The following is a 16,202-nucleotide window of genomic DNA, read 5'->3' as shown; positions in this document are numbered from 1 at the left end:
GTGGGGAGTCCGGCGCCCCGCCCCCGCTTGCGGGGCGATGGATGGGGCTGGGGCGCCGGACCGGTTCCGGTGGGGCGGGTGGGGTTACTTGATGCCCGCCGCGTCGCAGGCCGCCTTGTACTCGGCGGTGCAGATGTCGGCCGCCTTGTAGACGTTGTCCGCGATGATCGTGGAGGCGATGTTCTCCTTGGTCACGACCTGCGCGTCGTACAGCTTCGCCGGGATGTCCTTGAACTCGCCGGTGAGGCTGGTGACCTTGATCGGGACCAGGTCGTCGATCTTCTCGCCCTTGAGGAGCTTGACCGCGATCTCGGCGGTGGTCTCGGCCTCCGGCTTGATCTGCTTGTAGATCGTGAACGCCTGATCGCCCTTCAGGATCCGCTGCAGGCCCGCGAGTTCGGCGTCCTGGCCGCCGACCGGGATCTTCAGACCCTGCTTGTTGAGGGCGGTGATGATGCCGCCGGCCATGCCGTCGTTGGCGGAGTAGACGCCCTGGAAGCCGGTCTTGCCGAGGGAGTCGATGGCGGCACCCATCTTCTTGTTCGCCTCGTCCGGGGACCAGTCCGGGATGTCCTGCTCGTAGACGACCTTCTTCACGGCGCTGTCGATGACGCTGTGGGCGCCCTTCTTGAACAGCGGGGCGTTCGGGTCGGTCGGCGAGCCGTTGATCATGACGACATTGGACTCCTTGGCCTTGGCGCCGAGCGCCTTGACCAGGGCCTCGCCCTGCAGGCGGCCGATCTTCTCGTTGTCGTACGAGACGTAGGCGGAGATCGGGCCCTCGGCCAGGCGGTCGTACGCGACCACCTTGACGCCCTTCTTCTCGGCCTGCTGCACCCAGGACTTGGTGGCCTTGTAGTCGACCGAGTCCAGGATGATCACCTTGACGCCCTGGGTGACGAGGGCGTCGAACTGCTTCTTCTGGGTCTCGGTGTCCTGCGCGGCGTTGTTGTACTTGACCTCGCAGTCGGAGCAGAGCGCCTTGATCTTCGCCTCCATGATGGGGCGGTCGAAGGTCTCGTAGCGCGTGGTCTTGTTCTCCGGCAGGAGCAGGCCGATGGTCTTGCTGTCGCCGCCGCCCGAGTCGCCCGAGCCGCTGTCGCCGGCCTTGCCGCAGGCGGCGAGGGAGAGGGCCATGGAAACCGCGGCCGTGCCTATGACGACGCGACGCGTCACTGCGTTCATGTGGGGTTGCCTCCCTGACGAGGCCGCGACGTTGCGGCCGAGGTGGCTGGAAGTCAACTCGGCCGCAACCTCAACGTCAAGGAGTAAATCCTTAACGAGATGACAACGGTGCCATCCGTTATCTAAGTGAAGGCAGGCGTGGGGGTGGTGGCGGCCAGCGGCAGCCCACTGTCAGACCCCTGCAAAAGCGTCGAATCCCCCATCTCGCTGAGCACCAGGGCGAGTGCGCCCAGGACCTCGGCCCGGCCGCCGAGGGCGCCGGGGGCCAGCGAGAGCTGTCGGGCGGCGCTGGGGATCGCGTACCGCGAGACGGAGTCCCTGATGGGCGCGAGGACGAGCTCCCCGGCCTCCGCGAGGTCGCCGCCGAGCACCACCCGGCTCGGGTTCAAGAGGTTGCAGAGGTTGGCCACCCCGCTGCCGATGTGCCGCCCCACGTCGGCGATCACCCGGCGGCAGCCCGGATCGCCCTCACGGGCCAGCTGGACCACCCGCTCCATGGTCAGATCGGGCCCGTGGCTGGACTGCAGCAGCGGCAGCACGTACCGGGCGGCGGCGAAGGTCTCCAGGCAGCCCCGGTTGCCGCAGCGGCACACCGGGCCCGACTCGTCGAGGGTGATGTGGCCGATCTCCCCGGCCGTGCCGCCCGGGCCCCGGTAGACCCGGCCGTCGATCACCAGACCGGCGCCCACGCCGCTCGCCACCTTGATGTAGGCGAGGTCCTTCACCCCCCGGCCGCTCCCCCACACCAGCTCGCCGAGCGCGCCCAGATTGGCGTCGTTGTCGACGTGCACGGGCACGCCGAGCCGCGCCGACAGCTGGTCGGCCGGGTTGATCCCGCTCCAGCCCGGCAGGATCGACGTGGAGCCGATCGTGCCCGAGGAGACGTCGATCGGGCCCGGGACGCCGAGGCCCACCCCGATCACCTTGTCGCGGCCGATGCCGGTGGCCGCGATCAGCCGGCTGACCAGCTGTTCCGCCCGGTCGAAGCCCTCCGCGGCGGAGGCGTCCACGTCCAGCGGCTCGGCCTCCTCGGCCAGCACCTGGTGGGCCAGGTTGCCGACCGCGACCCGCAGATGGGTGTGGCCGAAGTCGACGCCGATGACGATGCCCGCGTCCCCGCTGAGCGAGACACTGCGGGCCCGGCGGCCCCCGGCGGAGGTCGGGGTGACCTCGACCGTGCCGCCTTCCTTCAGTTCCCGCACGATGTTGGAGACCGTGGCGGCGGACAGGCCGGTGCTCCTGGCGATCTCCGCCTGGGTGAGCGATCCGGCCATCCGAACAGCACGGACGACCCGCTCCAGATTGGCCCGGTGCAGCGAGGACTGCGACCCCGGAGTCTCCATTGACTCTCTCCACCCTACGACGTGTACAAGTTATGAACTCCAAGCTCCTTCGTGGGGCTTGTCGCCGTCAAGTCCTCGACGGTAGTGGAATCCGGAAGCAAAAGGTCCGGCCCCGGAGATCATGTCTCCGGGGCCGGACCGTCACGTCACATGTCGTTACTTGAGCGTGGCCGAAGTGAGACCCGCCTGGACCTGCCGCTGGAAGGACAGGTACACCACCAGCATCGGGATCATGGCGATGGTGACACCGGCGAAGAGCACCGGCAGATCGGTCTCGTAGCCCTGCTGCTGCTGGAGCTGGATCAGGCCCTGGGTCAGCACGTACCGCTCCGGGTCGTCACCCGTCTGCGGCTGCATCAGCACCGTGGGCAGCACGAACTGGTTCCACTGCCCGAGCGTGTTGAAGATGCCGACGCTCAGCAGACCGGGCTTCGCCATCGGCAGCATCACCTGGAAGAAGGCCCGGGTGTGCGAGGCCCCGTCCAGGATCGCCGCCTCGAAGACCGCCGTCGGCAGGGTCCGGAAGAAGGAGTGCATGAAGAAGACGGTGAACGGCATCGAGTAGGCGACGTACACCAGGATCAGACCCTGGTACGTGTTGAGCATCCCGAGCATCTTCACCATGAAGAACAACGGGACCAGGGCCAGGAAGACCGGGAACATCGAGCCGGCCACGAAGAAGTAGTAGATGAGGCGGTTGCCCCAGAACTCGTAGCGGGCGAGCACGTACGCCGCCATCGCGCCGAACAGCATGGTCAGCGGCACCGAGAACACCAGGACGATCACGGTGTTCACGAAGTAGTCGCCGATGCCCTTGCTCCAGGCCCGGCTGAACACGTCGAAGGTCCAGTTCGTCGGCCAGCCGAAGGCGGACCCGGCGATCTGGGAGTCGGTCTTGAAGGAGCTCAGGACCAGCCACAGCAGCGGCAGCACGATCATCAGCGCCCACAGGGCGAGGAATCCGTGCGAGAAGACATTGAGGACGGTGCCCTCGCGGGGCGCGCCCGCGGCGGGGGCGGCGCCCCGGCCGCCGGAGCGCTGGCGGGGCACGGAGCCGCCGGTGCCGGCGCCGGACGCGCGGCCGGACGGCTGGTCGGACTTCTGGATGGGTGCAGTCATCGTCGGTTCTCCCGCTCAGAACTCAAGGCGCTCGCGGCGGGTGGCGCGCAGCGTGACCACGGACACGATCAGGGTGAGCAGCAGCATCACGACGCCCATGGCGCAGGCGTAGCCGCTCTTTCCGAAGTAGAGGAAGTTGCGCATCATGACCGTCGACATGGTCTCGCTGTGGTGGTCGGGGCCACCGCCGTAGTCGCCCTGGGTCATGGTGGAGACGAGCACGAACATGTCCATCGCCACGATGCCGAGATAGACCCAGGCGGTCTGCACGGAGTCCCACAGCAGCGGCAGCGTGATGCGGAAGAAGGACTGGGCGCGGCCCGCGCCGTCGATCAGCGCGGCCTCGTAGATGTCGCGCGGGATCGACTGCATGGCGGCGGAGAACAGCACCAGATAGAAGCCGACACCGTGCCAGACGACGACCGCCATCAGGGCCCAGAGCACGAAGTTCGGCTCGTTGAGCCATTCCACCGGCTGGTCGGCGTCGATCAGTCCCAGCTTGAGCAGCACGCCGTTCAGCATGCCGCCGGTGTCGCTGCGGTACACGGCGCCGAACAGCACCGCGAGGATCGCCAGCGACAGCACCTGCGGAAAGAAGTAGACGATCTTGTAGAACTTCGAGCCGCCGACACCGGAGACTCCGCCGGCCCGGCTGCGCCCGCCCGCGTTCACCATGAAGGCGAAGAAGAGCGCGAGCAGAATGGTGATCACCGGGATGAACACCAGGAACAGGATGTTGTGCCAGACCGCTCCCAGGAAGACGTCGTCCTTGAAGAGGGCGACGTAATTGTCGAGACCGACGAAGGAGAAGGTCTGCGACTGACCCTTCCAGTCGGTCAGCGAGTAGCCGAACGTCTGGATGTACGGCCAGATGACGAAGACCAGATAGAGAGCCACGGGTACGAAGAGAAATCCCGTGACGAACTTGTACTGCCCTTTGCGCATGGCGTTCCTGTCCCTGATGTCCCCGGTGGTGATCCCGGCGCGCGCCGCCGCGCGCGCCGGGACTGCGCGTGTGTCAGGCGCGGTGGTTGTTCTTGGACGCCGGGTCCTTGGCGGCCTTGTCGACCGCGGCCTGCGCCCGCTTCAGCCATTCCGCGGGCTGGATGCGCTTGGCCATCAGCTCGTTGGAGGCGTTCTGGATCTCCGTGTCCATCTCGCTGTACCACTCGGTGTACAGGAACTGGAAGGTGTTGGTGCCGGCCTTCTTGGACGCCTCGACGGTGGACTGGGTGCCCGGGCGGAGCTTGACGCTCGGGTCCACGCCGTCGGCGAGGATGGTGAGCGAGTTGGCCTCCTTGGCGAACAGCGTCGACCACTCTTTGGAGAGCATCATCCGCATGAACTCCTTCGCCTCGGCCAGGTTCTTGGCCTTGGCGGGGATGATGAAGGGCTCGCCGGAGCCGGCCCGGATGGCCTCGTACGGCATCTTGCTGCCGGGCAGCAGCGGCATCGGCATGAACTTCATGTCGAAGTCGGCCGGGGTCTGCTTGAGCTGCTCGTTCTCCAGCCAGGAGCCGGAGGTGATGAAGGCGGCCTTGTACTGGTTCCACCGGGTCTGCGACTCGGTGTGGGTGAGGCCGTTGGTGCCGGGCATCAGGTAGCCCTTCTCGACCACCTCGTAGATCGCCTCGACGGCGGCCTTGGCGGCGTCGGAGCCGACGAACGCCTTGGGGTCGAGGTTGTCGATCGCCTTCATCGCGTCGAGACCGCCGGTCTTGGCGATCATGTCCATGATGGCGACGTTGATGTAGTACGGGAACTTGCCCTGGTGGGCCAGGCCGCCGATGCCCTGCGCGGTGGCCTCCTTGCAGATGGCCAGGAACTCGTCCCAGGTCTTCGGCTCGGTCCAGCCCTTCTCCTTGAAGAGCTTGCCGGAGTACCACAGACCCCACACCGTGTAGATGTAGTTGAGGGCGACGGTCTTGCCCTCCAGGACACCGGCGTCGATGGTGCCGGGGATCAGGGTGTCCCGGACCTTCTTCGCCGGGTCGTCGACGGACGGCGCGTCGAGGACCTCGGCCAGGTCGAGCAGCTGACCGTTCTTGTGCAGCACGTCGATCTTGATCTTCTGGGCGCCGGAGTCGTCGACGATGTCCGGCGGGTTGCCCGCGTTGAAGCGCGGCTGCAGCTTGCCGGTGATCTCCTGGGTGCCGGTGTGGGTCGCGGCGACGCCCCACTTCTTGTTGAAGCTGGCCTCCCACGCCTTGGCGTAGTCGTCGCCGTAACCGCCCTTGAAGACGACGACGTCGATCTTGCCGCCCTTGGCGACGCCGAACGGATTGTCCTTCGTCTTCTCGCCCTTGGGCTTGTCGGCGCCCTTGTCGTCGTCGCCGCCGCTGGAGGCGCACGCCGACAGGAAACTCATGGTCGGTACCGAGATCAGACCGAGTGCGGCAGAACGCTTGATCAGATCGCGACGGCCGAGGCCCTCATTGTTCGGGGCGGAGGTGGATCCCATGCTCAAGTCCTCGCCTTCATTCAGGACTCAGGCGGTGTACCGGTCGCCCGTACAGAGTTCGCCTAGGCGAAGGGCCCCGCCACCGCGGTCAATTGCAGCTGGGTCGTGCAGGCGTCGGGCCGCCGTGGTTCGACTGTTCTGTCGACGACTGGCTGGACGCCGACAGGTATAGTCCACTTCCCGTTCCGGGAGCAAGATCGAAACCAGCATTCTCCGGCAGTCTTCTCCGAGTTGAGACCTGCGCGATATCGCCGGTGTTTCTGCCCCGGTTCCTCCCGCCAATTCGCGTCAACACCCTTGACACCATCCGCCACTTGCCCTTCTCCTGGGTTCTCGCGTGACCTCTTTGACAACGTTGTCTAGGATCAACGGCAGGAGCGACGACACGGCATGCAGCCCCAACGCAGAGCGGTCTGTCTGGCGGCCACGGCGGCACTGGTACTGAGCCTCACCCCCACGGTGGCTCAGGCGCTTCCGGACCGAACGGACCAACCCGCTGGATCCGCCCAGGAGTTCACCACCTTCGCCAGCTCCTTCGAAGCGGCCGAAACCCAGCCGACCTGGCGCAACACCGTCGAAGTCGGTCCCGACGGCGCCAAGCGCGTCTCGGGCGTCGACGGCGGCTTCGTCACCGGCATCCCCGGCAACGTCACCGACCAGGTCACCACCGTCCGCGCCAGCGGCGAACACACCGGCGCGGGCGAGGTCAAGGAGAACCTGGTCGACCTCCAGCCCGGCACCAAATGGCTGGTCTTCGAGCCGACCGCCTGGCTGGAGTTCGACACCGCCGAGCCGGTCAAACTGGCCACGTACGCGCTGACTTCGGCCAACGACGCGGCCGAACGCGACCCGGCCGACTGGACCCTCAAGGGCTCCGCCGACGGCAAGGAGTGGACCGTCCTCGACACCCGCTCCGGCGAGAGCTTCGCCCAGCGGTTCCAGACCAAGTCGTACGAGGTCCCCGGCGGCGGCGCCACCGCCTACCCGCACTACCGCCTGGAGATCACCAAGAACGTCGGAGCGGGCCTCACCCAGCTCGCCGACGTTCAGTTCTCGAACGGTGACACCTCCCAGCCGGTCCCGCCCGAGATGCGCAGCGCCGTCGACCGCGGGCCCACCGGCTCCCCCACCGCCAAGTCCGGGGTGGGCTTCACCGGGATGCGGGCGCTGCGCTACGCGGGCACCCACAAGGGCGAGGGCCGGGCCTTCTCGTACAACAAGGTGTTCGACGTCGACACCCGGATCGAGCGCGACACCGAACTCTCGTACAAGATCTTCCCGTCGATGTCGGCGGCCGAGACGGATCTCAACTACCCCGCCACGAACGTCTCGATCGACCTCGCCTTCACCGACGGCAGCTACCTCAGCGAGCTCGGCGCCACCGACACCCACGGCGGCGCGCTCAGCCCGCAGGGCCAGGGCGCCGCCAAGCGGCTCTACGTCAACCAGTGGAACCAGGTCACCGCGCGGATCGGCGACGTCGCCCGCGGCCGTACCGTCGACCGGATCCTGGTGGCATACGACTCCCCCAAGGGCCCGGGCAAGTTCCAGGGCTGGATCGACGACGTGTCGATCGCGCCGAAGCAGCGGCCCCGCCCGTACGCGCGCGTCTCGGACTACGCGTCGACCGTCCGCGGCACCAACTCCTCCGGCTCGTTCTCGCGCGGCAACACCTTCCCGGCCGCCGCGGTCCCGCACGGCTTCAACTTCTGGACGCCGGTGACCAACGCGGCCTCGCAGAGCTGGATCTACGAGTACGCGCGCGGCAACGACACCGTGAACGCGCCCAACCTGCCCACCCTGCAGGCACTTTCGGCCAGCCACCAGCCGAGCCCCTGGATGGGCGACCGGCAGACCTTCCAGGTGATGCCGTCGGCCGCGGCCGGCACCCCGCCGACCGGGAAGACCGCCCGCGCGCTGTCCTTCCGGCACGCCAACGAGACGGCGAAGCCGCACTACTACGGCGTCACCTTCGAGAACGGCCTCAAGGCGGAGATCGCCCCGGCCGACCACGCCGCCGTGATGCGCTTCCGCTACCCCGGCGACGACGCGAGCGTCGTCCTCGACAACGTCACCGACGAGGGCGGCCTGACCCTCGACCCGGCGACCCGCTCGTTCACCGGCTTCTCGGACGTGAAGAGCGGCCTGTCGGCGGGCGCGGGGCGGATGTTCGTGTACGGCGTCTTCGACGCGCCGGTCACCGCCTCCGGCAAGGACACCGAGGCGGGCGTCACCGGCCACTTCCGCTTCGACGCGGGCGACGACCGCACGGTCACCCTGCGGATCGCCACCTCGCTGATCTCCGTCGAGCAGGCGAAGGCCAACCTCGCCGACGAGATCCCCGACGGCACCTCCTTCGACACGGTGCGCGAGCGCGCGCAGCGCGGCTGGGACAAGGTGCTCGGCCGGGTCACCGTCGAGGGCGCGAGCCACGACCAGCTGACCATCCTCTACTCCAGCCTCTACCGGCTCTACCTGTACCCCAACTCCGGTTTCGAGAAGGTCGGTTCGACGTACAAGTACGCGAGCCCGTTCGTCGCCCCGGCCGGGCCCGACACCCCGACCCGGACCGGCGCGAAGATCGTCGAGGGCAAGCCGTACGTCAACAACGGCTTCTGGGACACCTATCGGACCACCTGGCCCGCCTACTCCTTCCTCACCCCGCGCAAGGCCGGCGAACTCGTCGACGGCTTCGTGCAGCAGTACAAGGACGGCGGCTGGATCTCCCGCTGGTCCTCGCCCGGTTACGCCGACCTGATGACCGGCACCTCCTCCGACGTGGCGTTCGCGGACGCGTACGTCAAGGGCGTCGACTTCGACGCGGAGGCGGCGTACCAGGCGGCCCTGAAGAACGCCACCGTCGTCGCGCCGAGCCGGGGCGTCGGCCGCAAGGGCACCGAGACCTCGCCCTTCACCGGCTACGCGTCGACCGACACCCACGAGGGTCTGAGCTGGTCCCTGGAGGGCTACCTCAACGACTACGGCATCGCGCGGATGGGCCAGGCGCTCTACGAGAAGACCGGCAAGAAGCGCTACCGCGAGGAGTCCGCGTACTTCCTGAACCGGGCCCGCAACTACGTCACCCTCTTCGACGCCAAGGCGGGCTTCTTCCAGGGCCGCGACGCCAAGGGCGACTGGCGGGTGCCGTCGGCCTCGTACGACCCCAGGATCTGGGGCTACGACTACACCGAGACCAACGGCTGGGGCTACGCCTTCACCGCCCCGCAAGACTCCCGGGGCCTGGCCAACCTGTACGGCGGGCGCGCGGGCCTGGCGAAGAAGCTCGACGCGTACTTCTCGACGCCGGAGACCGCGAGCCCCGAGTTCGCCGGGTCGTACGGCAGCGTCATCCACGAGATGACCGAGGCGCGGGACGTGCGGATGGGCATGTACGGCCACTCCAACCAGGTCGCGCACCACGTGCCGTACATGTACGACGCCGCCGGTCAGCCGTGGAAGACGGCCGCGAAGGTCCGCGAGGTCCTGGACCGGCTGTACACCGGCAGCGAGATCGGCCAGGGCTACCACGGTGACGAGGACAACGGCGAGCAGTCGGCCTGGTTCCTGTTCTCCTCGCTCGGCTTCTACCCGCTGGTGATGGGCAGCGGGGAGTACGCGATCGGCTCGCCGCTCTTCACGAAGGCGACCGTCCGGATGGACAACGGCCGCACCCTGGTCGTCGAGGCGCCGCGCAACAGCGCCCGCAACATCTACGTCCAGGGCGTGAAGGTCAACGGCAAGCGCTGGACGTCGACGGCGCTGCCGCACGACCTGCTCGCCAAGGGCGGCGTGCTGTCCTTCGACATGGGCCCGAAGCCCTCGGCCTGGGGCACCGGCCGGAGCGCCGCGCCGGTGTCGGTCACCCAGGACGACGAGGTGCCGACCCCGCGCAAGGACGCCCTGGTGGGCACCGGACCACTGTTCGACGACACCTCGGCGACGGCGGGCCCGCTGGCCGCGGCCGTCGAACTGCCGGTGCCCGCGGCGAAGCCGGTCCGGGTGGTCCAGTACACCCTGACCTCGTCGGCGGACCGGACGAAGGCCCCGACGGGCTGGGTGCTGCAGGGTTCGACGGACGGCACGCGATGGAGGGACCTGGACCGGCGGTCCGGGGAGTCGTTCGCGTGGGACCGGCAGACCCGGGTGTTCTCGGTGGCGAAGGCGGGGACGTACGCGAAGTACCGGCTGGTGCCGGTGCCGGTGGGGCCGGTGGCTGCGGGTTCGGGTGCGGGTGCGGGTGCCGCCGGGACGGCTGGAGCGGGCAGGACGGCTGGGCCGGGCGGGACGGCTGGAGCGGGCGGGACGGCTGGGCCGGGCGGGACTGACGCGACGGCTGGGCCCGCGGTCACGTACGGCGAGCTGGCGGAGGTCGAGCTGCTGGGCTGAGGTTTCCGCCGCTGATTCCTTCCGCCGCTGATTCGCGGCGGGATGTGGGAGGGCCCGTCTCCGTGGGAGACGGGCCCTCTTCGCTGTTCCGTGCTGTTCCGTGATCCTTAGCCGCGGATCAGGTTGCGCAGCACGTACTGGCATGCTTCCGCTGCGCGGTAGTTCTAAGGGATTTCGAGGGGGGCGCGGGGATCACCGCCACCCTCTACCTGCCCGGTGAGGTGCGGAAGGGGCCAACCCCGCATGCGCGGGGATCACACGGTGCGCGTCGCCCGGGAGCTCGCGGAGCTGGGACCAACCCCGCGTGCGCGGGGATCACGTAAAGAACCCGGTCCGTCGGCCAGGGCCCACGGGACCAACCCCGCGTGCGCGGGGATCACGTGTCCGGGGCGTCGGGGTCGAGCTGGTCCGCGGGACCAACCCCGCGTGCGCGGGGATCACGCCACGTCATGACGTCCGCTGCCGAGGAATGGGGGACCAACCCCGCGTGCGCGGGGATCACGTTGGGGGTCCGTCCTTGCGGGTCGGCACCCCGGGACCAACCCCGCGTGCGCGGGGATCACCCTGCACGGTGGCGGTGCCGGAGCGCATGAGAAGGACCAACCCCGCGTGCGCGGGGATCACAGGAGCTGACCAGCGACTTTATCCGGGCAGGTGCCTGTTTTTGCTTACTTCCCAAGATTGCGACATTGACCACTTATCTCGCATAGCGCATCTCGACGATCCTCTGTCCTGCATGCTCATGCCCGCCCCTCCGGACCTCACCAAGGGCGCGATCTCCTACCCGCCTCCGAATCTCCGGCGCTTGGACGCCTTGCTCCACCCCTGCCCGGGAACCTCAGGCGTTCGCTGTGCCGGGCGGTCCGAAGCAGGGTTCGGGCGACGGATCAGCGTCAGCCCCTCGTGATCGGTGGGGTGCCACGCGTGATCGTGGGTTTCGAAGGTGTAGCCCTGCTCATTGTTCGTCTGATAAGCGAGCAGAGCACGGCCTTGGTTGGCGTATTGACGGACCTCGTTCCAGAGCGCCTCGCGGATGCGGGCCGAGGGAGAGCCGAGGAAGACTCCCGGAGAGATCTCCAGAAGCCAGCGGGTGAGAAACCCTCTCAGGCCGACCGGGCAATTGGTGAGAACGATGACGGTCACCAGATGATCTCATTGCCATAGTTGCGGCCACTTTCGACATGTACGTCCCCGTCGGACTGGAGGGTGACACGGTCCTCGGCCGCATCGCCCGTGTCGCGGGTGCCGTCGAATCCGAGGAGGTCCTTGATGTCCCGGACACAACGATCCAGCAGGCGCGTCTCGTTGATGCGGTCGCGGAGCAGCCGTCGCGTGCGGGCCGCGACGTCCTCCTCGCCTTCGACGGCCGCGTCGAAGGCGGCCGGGATGGCGATCTCGGTCCGGTAGAAGTCGGCCACGTCCAGCACGAACGAGCGCTCGTGTCCGGAATGGACGAAGCCGAGGCCGGGTGAGCAGCCGAGCGCCGCGACGACGGCGTGGGCGATGCCGTACATGCACTGGGCCGCCGCCGTGATGGCCTGGTTGGGGGCGTCGCCTGCGGAGAAGTCGCCGCGGTGGAACTCGCGGCGGACCCAGGGCACGCCGGTGCGGGCCGATTCCTCGCGGTAGCAGGTCTTGACGCGCCCTCCCTCCATGCTGAGGAGTTCCTGGCGGGTGCGGCCGGCCGGGTCCTGGTCGGGGAACCGGAGGCGGTACATGGCCCGCGCCACATCCAGCCGTGTCCGCCGGTTGGCCCAGGCCGTGGCCTGTGCTTCGACCAGGCCGGAGGAGCGGGTGAGGGCCCGGCCGCCCGCGTAGTAGCGCACCCCGTGCTCGCCGACCCAGGCCACACCGGCGCCGGAATCGCCGAGGACGGACATGGCCTGGTGGGTGATTCGCGTTCCCGGTCCGAGGAGCAGGGTGCCGATGGTGGCGGACGGGATCTGCGTCACCCCGTCGGCGTCCTCCGCCGTGATGGCGTTGGATTCCCGGTGCACGGTGCAGCGTTCCAGATAGACGAACGAGATGCGATCACCGATCCTGGCGAGTTCGCGTGGCGAGGAGGCTCCCCGTCGGCCGATGGTGCCCATCGTTCACCGCACCGGGGCGAGCGTCATGAGACCGCAGCCGTACGCCTTGGCCTTGCCCAGACCGTGGGTGAGTGTTCGGCGGAAGACGTCCGGGTCCGTGACGCGCAGCCGACCGTCGAAGGTGGCCCTGGTGATGCGTACGTCGTCACGGCCGGACCTGGCGGGAGACCTGCGGAACTGGAGGGCGCGCTGATCGCGGACGATCAGTTCGTGTTCGTCACCCCGTTCCGCGAGTTGCCGTTCCACCGGCTTCCGTACCACCTCGAACCCCGCCCGCTCCTGGCGTTCGATGAGCCAGCGCATCTGATGCCGTGGAGTCCGGTGCGCGGCACGCTTCGTCTCCTCGCCCTCGGCGCTGTGCTGGTGATGGATGTTGTGCACGGGGTTCGCCGTGAGCCTGAAGCCCCAGGTGTCCCCCGTGGCGAGTGCGTCGAGGAACGGCCCGTACTCAAACGTCGCCCAGCCGGCTTCATCGGCGGCGGGCCAGCCCGCCTGTTCGACCAGATGGGTCAGGTCGGGGCGGGTGGGGCTGGCGATGAACAGCCGGGTCTCGGTGGGGGTGTCGTGGTCCACTCGCCAGAGCACCCGGGGGCCCGATCCGTCCCGCGGTGGAGGCACCGGGAAGGACATGTTCACCGCACCGTGCAGGAGATGCGGTGAGCCGAGGAGCCGCCGGGCGTCGGATCGGGCGGTGTTGATGCGGAAGCGGGTCAGATACATCGGGTGGTCCTCGGTGCGGCGGGCGGAAGCCCATCGGTCGGGTCGTGGGCCGGTGGCTGTACGGGTACCGGCTCGCCCCAGCGCACACCGCGCGGTCCGTAGCGCCGATGGCGGGGATCAAAACTCAGCGGAAGATCACGGAACGTGACATCTGGAGTCTCTCCGGCCGGACAGTCGAGCAGAACCTCCAGCGTCTCCGGTCCGGTGCCCGGAGCCCGGTCCGGGCGCCTGCTGCCGGAGAGCTGATTCCGGTACCACGTCGACGCCTGCCATTCCGCTCTCTCCAACGCGTCCTTGAGGCTCGTCCCCAGCGGCTCCGACATCGGAATCGGCCGTGACGGAGGACAGGAGCGCCGCCCGAGGTAGGGCAGGAAGACCGGGTCCAGCAGCGCCTCGTACAGTGCCCGGACGAGTCCGGGCTCGCCTGCGACACCCGCGACGAAGACCGCGTCCGCGAGGTAGAAGCGTTCGGAGAGCGGCATGCGCTTGCCCGAGTCGGCGTGGCGCGCGGTCTGGAAGTCACGCATCCGGCTGCCGGGCTGATCGATCCGTACACCGAACTCCAGCGCGGCGAGATCGGAGAGGTCCGCCTCCCGGGAACGCCCCTGGGCACCGGCCAGGAGGCCGAGGACGCCGCTCTTGGTGGGCGCGTTCTCGGTGGTGCGGCGGGTGAAGCGGGCCGCCGAACCCCAGGCCTGGAGGGGCCCCGCGAGCCGCAGCAGCAGCACGCTCACGCTCCGTCCTCCAGCTGAGGGCTCTCCCCGGCCTTCAGCCGGGCGGCCACCGCCGCTCCCACGGCCGTCACCAGTTCGGGAAGAGCCAGTTCTTCGCCCAGGGAGGAGAGAGCTTCGGTGTCCTGACCGACCCGCAGCACCCAGGTCCCTCCCTTGTCCGTGAGCCCGAACGCCTTCTCCAGTTCGGGTACGTACGTGGCGAGCCGTTCGCAGCTCGGGCGCAGGAAGCCGCCCTCCTCAGCCGTCTCCACGGGCTCTTCGAAGGCCCCGACGAAACTGATCGGGCGCCGGGTACGGAGCTTGACGATCACCGCCGCGGGCAACGTGTGGTTGCCGAAGGTGTTGATCTTCCCCGTGGGGAGCGAGGTGATGAATCCTTCGAGGAAGGCCTCCACCGCCCGCCTGGTGGGGTCCGCGGACGGTGTCCGGTCCTCGCTCAGACCACCCAGGTTCTCCTGGAGCCGGTTGGCGTCGACCGCCGCGTAGCGGTAGAGGGTCGACGAGTTGAAGTCGACGGTGCCGATCATGCCGGCGCCCATCTCGGCGTCCGTGTTCGTATCGTCGACGGCCGTGAAGTAGTCCGACTCGACCTCGACCGCGTGCACACTCAGGGCATGTGCCACCTGGGCCGCCGCGTCGACGTTGAGATCGGTCGAGTCCGCCACCATACGGCCGAAGAGGGCGATGTCCACCGAGTGCCCGGTGTCCACCGACCGGCGGGCGCGTGCCTTGTTCTCCCTGGTCTTGAAGAACTCCTTGAGCGTCTTGAGATCGCCGTCCGATGCGCCTTCGACCGTGAGAGCGGCCAGCGCGTCGAACTGGCGGCTGCTCAGAAACATCAGATAGGTCGATTCCGGGGCGGATTCGGCCTCGTCGCCGCCCCCGCCCTTCCTGCGCTTGGGGACCGTGAGCTTCACTCCCGTCACGGTCGCCAGGGTCTCCGCGGCCAGTTCCTCGGCCGCTGCCGGGGAGAGCAAGGTGTCCAGGACGGAAATCCGCTCCGCCAGTACCTCGACGACCCGCTTCGTCCGGACCCCCAGCTCGGAGGGGTCGAGCAGTTCGGAGAAGGCCGTGCGGGTGGCGCGCTTCCACGCCTGGCTGGAGACCCGGGCCCGGCGCTTGCCGCCGTAGACGGCCGACTTCGGCGTACCGGTGTCGTCCCGGTTGAGGTTGCTGGGAGGGACGGTCTGGAGAACGTGGATGTCGATGATGGTCCGGTTCATGAACGCTCGGTTCCTCTGTGTGCTCGACGAAGGGAAGGACAAGCGGGAGGGGGAGAGGGAGAGGGAGAGGGAAGGGAAGGGAAGGGAAGGGAAGGGAAGGGAAGGGAAGGGAAGGGAAGGGAAGGGGATGGCGGGGACACGGGGTGATCAGTCCCCCGGGCCGTAGTCCTCGTCCGTGCTGCCGAAGCTCAGGGACGGGTCGATCGCGTCGCTCCCGTCGTCCCCGTTCCGCGCCGTGCTTCCGCGGCGGGGGGCGGCGAGGTGGAACTCCCGGCCCCACTCGCGCCGCACCGCCGCGCGTCCCGACGGCGTCTGCCAGCGGCAGAGCTGATCGGCCAGACGCCCGTAGTCGAGCGGCACCTGCCCTCCGCGCAGCAACAGCACGATCTCCCGCAGCCGGACGGCGACCGACACGATGGAGTCGGCGGTACCGACCCGGACGAGCCGCTTGCGCAGCGGTTCGTTCTCCGAGTCGTCGGAGCCGGGCTTCTCGTCCGTCTTCTTCTGGATGAGCGTCCGGACCGCGCCCCCCAAGGTCGTCCCGGGGCTGTGCATGTCGCCGTCGCGGACGGACTGCTGGTGCAGGGCCCAGAGCGTCACCGCCAGGTACACCGCTTCCTCGGCGTGTTCCCGGCGTACGCGTGTGCTGCTTTCCGCGAGGGCGTCGCCCAGCTCCTCCAGCCCTCCCAGGCCCCAGTGGTCCTGCACCGTGTGCGCGGTCTGCCCGGCACCGCGCCGCAGCCGGGCGAGGTCCGCCACCGCGGCCGGGTTGTCCCGGCGGTAGCCGCGCTGAAGCCGGGAGACACAGCGGGCGGCGGCTACGCCCGCCGGACCGGGCCCGTGCTGCCGCCGGACCGGGGACGGACCGGCGGGCTGCCGGGGTGCGGGCTCTTGTTCCATCGTGGTCATACGGAGTGCTCCGTGGCGTCGCTGTGAGGGTG

Annotated in this window: 13 protein-coding genes and 1 CRISPR repeat array; of the genes, 2 read left to right on the top strand and 11 right to left on the bottom strand. The window is 68.7% G+C overall.

Annotation, left to right across the window (positions count from 1 at the left end; translation table 11 throughout):
• Window positions 1–84: 84 nt before the first annotated feature.
• From ACIPXM_RS07330 to ngcE, 5 genes are all read right to left on the bottom strand, one after another.
• Window positions 85–1,185: a sugar ABC transporter substrate-binding protein gene (locus ACIPXM_RS07330; protein ID WP_401652934.1), complete on the bottom strand. Its 1,101-nt coding sequence runs from the start codon at window positions 1,183–1,185 to the stop codon at window positions 85–87.
• Window positions 1,186–1,307: 122 nt separating this feature from the next.
• Entirely contained in the window at window positions 1,308–2,528 is a 1,221-nt protein-coding gene (locus ACIPXM_RS07325; protein ID WP_401652932.1) for an ROK family protein, read from the bottom strand.
• A 156-nt stretch (window positions 2,529–2,684) separates the two neighbouring features.
• The gene (locus ACIPXM_RS07320; protein WP_401652930.1) at window positions 2,685–3,647 is read right to left on the bottom strand and encodes a carbohydrate ABC transporter permease; all 963 of its coding nucleotides are present in this window, start codon (window positions 3,645–3,647) and stop codon (window positions 2,685–2,687) included.
• 15 nt (window positions 3,648–3,662) lie between these two features.
• The gene (locus ACIPXM_RS07315; protein WP_401652928.1) at window positions 3,663–4,592 is read right to left on the bottom strand and encodes a carbohydrate ABC transporter permease; all 930 of its coding nucleotides are present in this window, start codon (window positions 4,590–4,592) and stop codon (window positions 3,663–3,665) included.
• A 73-nt stretch (window positions 4,593–4,665) separates the two neighbouring features.
• A complete protein-coding gene (ngcE, locus tag ACIPXM_RS07310; RefSeq protein WP_401652926.1) occupies window positions 4,666–6,108 on the bottom strand; it encodes an N-acetylglucosamine/diacetylchitobiose ABC transporter substrate-binding protein in 1,443 nt (480 codons plus the stop codon).
• A 390-nt stretch (window positions 6,109–6,498) separates the two neighbouring features.
• Here ngcE and ACIPXM_RS07305 point away from each other — a divergent pair, with 390 nt between their 5' ends.
• Window positions 6,499–10,494 carry a GH92 family glycosyl hydrolase gene (locus ACIPXM_RS07305; RefSeq protein ID WP_401652924.1) on the top strand — a complete coding sequence of 1,332 codons (3,996 nt, stop codon included), beginning with the start codon at window positions 6,499–6,501 and terminating at the stop codon, window positions 10,492–10,494.
• Between the two features lie 167 nt (window positions 10,495–10,661).
• A CRISPR array of direct repeats spans window positions 10,662–11,118; the repeat unit is 29 nt; unit sequence GGGACCAACCCCGCGTGCGCGGGGATCAC.
• A 156-nt stretch (window positions 11,119–11,274) separates the two neighbouring features.
• Here the strand turns inward: ACIPXM_RS07305 and cas2e are convergent.
• From cas2e to cas7e, 5 genes are read right to left on the bottom strand one after another with little or no spacing between them, the layout of a single operon-like run.
• A complete protein-coding gene (gene cas2e / locus ACIPXM_RS07300; protein WP_401652922.1) occupies window positions 11,275–11,637 on the bottom strand; it encodes a type I-E CRISPR-associated endoribonuclease Cas2e in 363 nt (120 codons plus the stop codon).
• Entirely contained in the window at window positions 11,634–12,584 is a 951-nt protein-coding gene (gene cas1e / locus ACIPXM_RS07295; RefSeq protein ID WP_401652920.1) for a type I-E CRISPR-associated endonuclease Cas1e, read from the bottom strand. Before cas1e ends, cas2e begins: the two co-directional genes overlap by 4 nt.
• 3 nt (window positions 12,585–12,587) lie before the next feature.
• Complete coding sequence (gene cas6e, locus ACIPXM_RS07290) at window positions 12,588–13,304, bottom strand: type I-E CRISPR-associated protein Cas6/Cse3/CasE (protein WP_401652918.1); 717 nt, start codon at window positions 13,302–13,304, stop codon at window positions 12,588–12,590.
• Window positions 13,295–14,038 carry a type I-E CRISPR-associated protein Cas5/CasD gene (cas5e, locus tag ACIPXM_RS07285; protein ID WP_401652917.1) on the bottom strand — a complete coding sequence of 248 codons (744 nt, stop codon included), beginning with the start codon at window positions 14,036–14,038 and terminating at the stop codon, window positions 13,295–13,297. Before cas5e ends, cas6e begins: the two co-directional genes overlap by 10 nt.
• Window positions 14,035–15,261 (bottom strand): type I-E CRISPR-associated protein Cas7/Cse4/CasC, encoded by a 1,227-nt coding sequence (gene cas7e, locus ACIPXM_RS07280; protein WP_401652915.1) that lies wholly within the window; start codon window positions 15,259–15,261, stop codon window positions 14,035–14,037. Before cas7e ends, cas5e begins: the two co-directional genes overlap by 4 nt.
• On the opposite strand from cas7e, the gene ACIPXM_RS07275 reads away from it, so the two are divergent.
• Window positions 15,260–15,427: a hypothetical protein gene (locus ACIPXM_RS07275; RefSeq protein WP_401652913.1), complete on the top strand. Its 168-nt coding sequence runs from the start codon at window positions 15,260–15,262 to the stop codon at window positions 15,425–15,427. The genes cas7e and ACIPXM_RS07275 overlap by 2 nt on opposite strands.
• Here ACIPXM_RS07275 and casB read toward each other — a convergent pair.
• Window positions 15,409–16,170, bottom strand: coding sequence for a type I-E CRISPR-associated protein Cse2/CasB (gene casB, locus ACIPXM_RS07270; protein ID WP_401652911.1), 762 nt, complete (start codon window positions 16,168–16,170; stop codon window positions 15,409–15,411). The genes ACIPXM_RS07275 and casB overlap by 19 nt on opposite strands.
• Between the last annotated feature and the right edge of the window lie 32 nt (window positions 16,171–16,202).

Source organism: Streptomyces sp. NPDC090025 (assembly GCF_044748125.1).
Taxonomy (GTDB): Bacteria; Actinomycetota; Actinomycetes; order Streptomycetales; family Streptomycetaceae; genus Streptomyces.
Note: the sequence above shows the minus strand (reverse complement) of the source record. Positions and strands in the feature narration are given on the sequence as shown.

Coding starts and splice junctions, on each gene's coding strand:
- ACIPXM_RS07330 (WP_401652934.1), bottom strand. CDS start 1,185: ATGAACGCAGTGACGCGTCGCGTCGTCATAGGCACGGCCGCGGTTTCC.
- ACIPXM_RS07325 (WP_401652932.1), bottom strand. CDS start 2,528: ATGGAGACTCCGGGGTCGCAGTCCTCGCTGCACCGGGCCAATCTGGAG.
- ACIPXM_RS07320 (WP_401652930.1), bottom strand. CDS start 3,647: ATGACTGCACCCATCCAGAAGTCCGACCAGCCGTCCGGCCGCGCGTCC.
- ACIPXM_RS07315 (WP_401652928.1), bottom strand. CDS start 4,592: ATGCGCAAAGGGCAGTACAAGTTCGTCACGGGATTTCTCTTCGTACCC.
- ngcE (WP_401652926.1), bottom strand. CDS start 6,108: ATGGGATCCACCTCCGCCCCGAACAATGAGGGCCTCGGCCGTCGCGAT.
- ACIPXM_RS07305 (WP_401652924.1), top strand. CDS start 6,499: ATGCAGCCCCAACGCAGAGCGGTCTGTCTGGCGGCCACGGCGGCACTG.
- cas1e (WP_401652920.1), bottom strand. CDS start 12,584: ATGGGCACCATCGGCCGACGGGGAGCCTCCTCGCCACGCGAACTCGCC.
- cas6e (WP_401652918.1), bottom strand. CDS start 13,304: ATGTATCTGACCCGCTTCCGCATCAACACCGCCCGATCCGACGCCCGG.
- ACIPXM_RS07275 (WP_401652913.1), top strand. CDS start 15,260: ATGAACGCTCGGTTCCTCTGTGTGCTCGACGAAGGGAAGGACAAGCGG.
- cas7e (WP_401652915.1), bottom strand. CDS start 15,261: ATGAACCGGACCATCATCGACATCCACGTTCTCCAGACCGTCCCTCCC.
- casB (WP_401652911.1), bottom strand. CDS start 16,170: ATGACCACGATGGAACAAGAGCCCGCACCCCGGCAGCCCGCCGGTCCG.